General features: G+C 36.1%; 5 protein-coding genes. All 5 read left to right on the top strand.

Translation table 11 applies throughout. The features are described from left to right. Positions 1-758, top strand: a 758-nt coding sequence (locus KQJ19_RS22500) for a lysylphosphatidylglycerol synthase domain-containing protein (protein ID WP_216404186.1), incomplete at its 5' end; no start/stop codon positions are given. An 11-nt stretch (positions 759-769) separates the two neighbouring features. Further along, positions 770-2,251 carry a hypothetical protein gene (locus tag KQJ19_RS22495; RefSeq protein ID WP_200108925.1) on the top strand — a complete coding sequence of 494 codons (1,482 nt, stop codon included), beginning with the start codon at positions 770-772 and terminating at the stop codon, positions 2,249-2,251. A gap of 9 nt (positions 2,252-2,260) precedes the next feature. Then, positions 2,261-2,659: a capsular biosynthesis protein gene (locus KQJ19_RS22490; protein WP_253296404.1), complete on the top strand. Its 399-nt coding sequence runs from the start codon at positions 2,261-2,263 to the stop codon at positions 2,657-2,659. A 1-nt stretch (position 2,660) separates the two neighbouring features. After that, positions 2,661-3,395 (top strand): glycosyltransferase family 2 protein, encoded by a 735-nt coding sequence (locus tag KQJ19_RS22485; RefSeq protein ID WP_216404185.1) that lies wholly within the window; start codon positions 2,661-2,663, stop codon positions 3,393-3,395. An 8-nt stretch (positions 3,396-3,403) separates the two neighbouring features. Then, the coding region (locus KQJ19_RS22480) for a hypothetical protein (protein WP_216404184.1) at positions 3,404-4,445 on the top strand (1,042 nt) is incomplete at its 3' end.

Below are 4,445 nucleotides of genomic sequence, written 5' to 3'. Positions count from 1 at the left end.
CGACAACTTTAATTGTACCTACTATTGCATATATCGTAGCCCATTTTCTCCGTGCAATACGCTTAGGTGTGTTATTGAAGGCGCAAAAAATAAGGAAATTGCTTTCTTTACATTTCTATACAGCAGCATGTTCTGCTGTGATACCTTTCAAACTCGGAGAGTTAGTAAGAATAAATGAAGTATCTCGATGGGAAAATAATTACTGCAAAGGTATTTTAATTGTATGGATTGAGAGAATATTTGATGTTATTGCTCTAAGTGTTTTTGCTCTATTAATCTTTCTTTCTGGCGGTGCACAAGTTTTAGAAGGGATGTGGGGGCTATTGTGGATAATGCTTGCGTTTGTCTTTTTTAGCATAGTTATGTTCTTTGTCCTCCCGGAGCAATTAAGTGCGTTAAATCTACATGTTATAAGATCTTACAGGGGTCGTAAGGCTATTAAAATACTGCATTTACTTGACATTATATCTAGTGTTTTAGACAAAGTAAGGCCTATCGTTTCAGAAAGAATATTGACTCTATCGATATTAACAATTTTTATCTGGATTTTCGAATTAGTATCACTAATGCTTTTCTTAGATCATACACAAATTATACCAATTGTTAAGGACCTATTAGCTCAATTTTCGTTTGTTCTCACTGATTCACCCAAATCGTTAGAGCAACTAATAACCGTTGATTCAGTGAAAAATACACTATTAATTGCTTTTGGTTACGTCTCACTATTTTTCTACATGCAGATGTATTATAAAAAATAAAAGGAATAAAAATGACAGTTGTAATGGTATATGATAACTCGATACCTGTTCCCCAGGATATATCTAATCTTTTAGGTGTCAGTAAGTTTTCTGATATTTATTATCGTAAACGGTCACTGGATAAATGGGTTAGTGATATTTGCGCGGAAGCTAATATTAAGTTTGTAGAAATCTCAGGTGATGTTCAAAATGATGTCGAGAAAATAAGACAACTTGGTTATTTGAATACACAAAAATTAGTTGTGATGTATATGCCATCTTATGTTGCATTTGGGTGTGATGAGATAGATGCTTCCCTTTTTCTCAAAAAAATAAGTTATACAAAGTCTTCAGTTGCTATCGTTGGAAACGAATCCTTAACCAGTGTTAAAGATATCTATCTTAGTGCGGTTGTTGGGCAAACGGCACTAGAACTTTTAAATGCTATCGAATATAACTCTAAACCGAGAGACTTTATATTTAACTTTATCGATAATCTTAAGTTACTGAAAAGCGATGTAGAACTTATCGATATGTGTGATCCCTTACGATTCACAGATTATCTTACCAGTAATTTCGATGTCCGCTTTTTTAATTCCGTTCAACCAGTTGATAATTTTACTTTAATAAAATATTCAACTGATTCTAAAAAACTCGAGCGGGAATGTAAGTATTACGATCTGTTACCTCCAGAATTGAAGATGTTCTTTATACAGACTTATGATTTCAGATTGGAATCAACTGGAGCAAGCTATAAAATGGAACGCCTTTTTGTGCCTGACATGGCACTTCAATGGATCCATGGATCGATGAATGAACTAAATTTTGAACGTTTTATTGATAAAGTACTCCACTTTATAAAACTTCGACCAGTGAAAAAGGTCGATAGTGTAACAGCACAAGAAATTCATAATGACGCATTTTTTGGCAAGGTTAAAGAACGCCTTTTACAGTTGAAGTCTTTACCTGAATACCCATCGCTGGAGCCGTATATCAATTCTCGCTTTGGTGATATTGATTCATTATTCCAACGCTATTATTCTTTATTTGATAAATATGGTCGCCCGCAATACTCTAAAGAATTAAGAATCGGTCATGGCGATTTGTGTTTTTCTAACATCTTATACAGTAAAACAACTGGGCTGATGCGATTCATTGACCCTCGTGGGGCTAATACTGAAGATGAGCTCTATGTTAGCCCATACTATGATCTTGCTAAACTATCACACTCAGTATGCGGGAATTATGATTTTATTAATTATGGTCTCTGCTCGTTAGGTTTAGAAAAAGATCTCCGAGTACGACTTACTCTTGATAACAGTAGTCCATTATGGGCGAAAAGTATATTTCAGAATAAATTGAGAGAAATAGGTTATGACCCTGTGCTCATTCGCTTATTTGAAGCTTCACTATTTCTAAGTATGGTGCCTCTGCACATTGATTCCCCTAAAAAAGTTATTGCATTTTTAATTAATGCCGAAAGCATCTTAGATGAAATTGAAACACAGCTTTAAGGAATTATAATGATTAATAAAATGAAAAGTATTGTATTTGATGTTGATGGTACTTTATGCCCAATTCGTAAGCCTGATGAGGAATATTCAGAACTTGAACCATTTGAGGAAATGATTAGTTTACTTCGTGAGTACAAATCAAAGGGTTTTTATATCATATTATATTCTGCAAGAAACATGAATACATTCCAAGGGAATGTTGGTCGTATTGCAGCAGTTACAGGTAAACAACTTATGGAATGGCTGGAACGCCATGATATTCCATATGATGAAATGCACCTGGGAAAACCCTGGCCCGGTCGTGGTGGGTTCTATGTAGATGACAAAAGCATTCGCCCTGATGAATTTTTAAAGTTATCTTATGAAGAAATTCTGACATTAATTGGTGAAGAGCCAGGAGGCCAATAATATGAATATTGTAATTACAATGGCTGGATTAGGTAAACGTTTTAGGGATGCAGGATATACATGCCCTAAGTATGAGATAGTTGTTCATGGACATACGTTATTTTATTGGTCAATGTTAAGTTTGAAAAAATTTATTGATGCCGGTGCCAATTTTATTTTCGTTGTTCGAAGAGAAGACAACGCACAATGCTTTATTGAGGAGCAATCACGAATAGCTAACATCAAATCCTGCCAAATACTTGAAATTGATGAACTTACAGATGGGCAAGCCACTTCAGCTTTTCTTGGTGGTGATTTGATTACTGAAACAGAACTTCCTTTTATTGTATACAATATAGATACCTTTGTTCACCCTGACTCACTAACTGTGAGTGCTGTCCAGGGTGACGGCTGGATTCCTTGTTTTCCCGGTAAAGGTGAGGGATGGAGTTTTGCGCAAGTAGATGATAATAATCGTGTTATCGATTTACGAGAGAAAGTTCGCATTTCTGAACACGCGACTATTGGTCTCTATTGGTTCTCTTCCTTTAATCTTTATCGTGATATCTATTCTGAATACTATAAAGATTCCTCGAACATGGAAAAAGGCGAGAAATATATTGCTCCAATGTACCGTGAGATGATTCAAAAAGGACTTGATGTTTATATTCATGAGGTGCCATTTGATGCCGTTTCTCCGCTCGGAACGCCAGCTGAAGTCCAATGTTTCATGTCTGCTAAAAAACCTCAGGTTTAACTAACTTAGTGAATTTCTTGCAAATGCGAAATGCTAAAAACTTATATCCCATATGTTTTTTCCTTGCTTTGACAGCGATGTTTCTTGCCCCGCTATATAGTTCGTTGTCTTTGCATAATGTAACTTACTCTCTGATATTGTCTGTTGCTGGTTCTATTGCTATCTTTTTTATCAAAAGAAACAAAAAATCAATATCTATATGGACAATAGCGCCGATTGTGGCTGCTCTCTTTTTAACTTTATCTGTTCCATTAGTTCAGAATGATTTTCCCGTTATAAGTGTTACTGCTACGGGGCAGAAAAATCCTGAGTCGATATCTACTGAGGTTTTTGTTCAATTTGTTACGGATCCTAAATCTCACATTTCTGTTTCATATCCTGGCTGGGAAAAAAGGCCCGGAGTATATGTTTCTTATCAGAATCAGCCGAATACAATTACAATTTCTGGACAATGGAGTAATGGTTCGCATCTCAGTTTAACTAGTCATTCATACTCTGGCATTGCTAAATTAAAAATAGGTAATGATGAGCGAGTAATTGATTTGTATTCTTCCAACGCCCATACAATTAACATCCCACTTCCTGATGGTGCTGTTTCTTGGACGAGTTGGCTACAGAGGCTTTCAATATTTATATCATTGAGCCTATTTTTTTTTGCTCTGACAACTCCAGGCGATGGGCGACAGTCTCAAATTACGAAATTGTTGGCTCTGTGTTTGGTTGTAACAGGCGCTTCTCTTTGGTACGTCAAGGATATCTCTTATACGGGAGACCTGGAATTAGTCGTCCTTTCTGGGAATGGTTCACCCGAGAAAATGTCATTTGATGCTGGTTATGGTTTTACTGAAACCTTAACATTCCCTGTGAAAACAGGCTCTGTTCATACCGAAAATTATCCTACCTCGCGCTCATCTGAGTGGCATCTGGAAGTGAGTGATGGTTCATTTTCTCGTTTTCTGATTGATGGTGAACCTAATAAAACAGAGGAAATCTGTGATTTTTCTCAAGAAAGTAAAGGATGCGTATATCAAATTTTCGGTGATAACCCTA

Source organism: Citrobacter sp. S46_ASV_140, assembly GCF_018919545.1.
Lineage (GTDB): Bacteria > Pseudomonadota > Gammaproteobacteria > Enterobacterales > Enterobacteriaceae > Citrobacter > Citrobacter braakii.
Note: the sequence above shows the minus strand (reverse complement) of the source record. Positions and strands in the feature narration are given on the sequence as shown.

Bases quoted from the DNA above. Each gene is read 5' to 3' on its own strand.
- KQJ19_RS22495 (WP_200108925.1), top strand. From the start codon at position 770: ATGACAGTTGTAATGGTATATGATAACTCGATACCTGTTCCCCAGGAT.
- KQJ19_RS22490 (WP_253296404.1), top strand. From the start codon at position 2,261: ATGATTAATAAAATGAAAAGTATTGTATTTGATGTTGATGGTACTTTA.
- KQJ19_RS22485 (WP_216404185.1), top strand. From the start codon at position 2,661: ATGAATATTGTAATTACAATGGCTGGATTAGGTAAACGTTTTAGGGAT.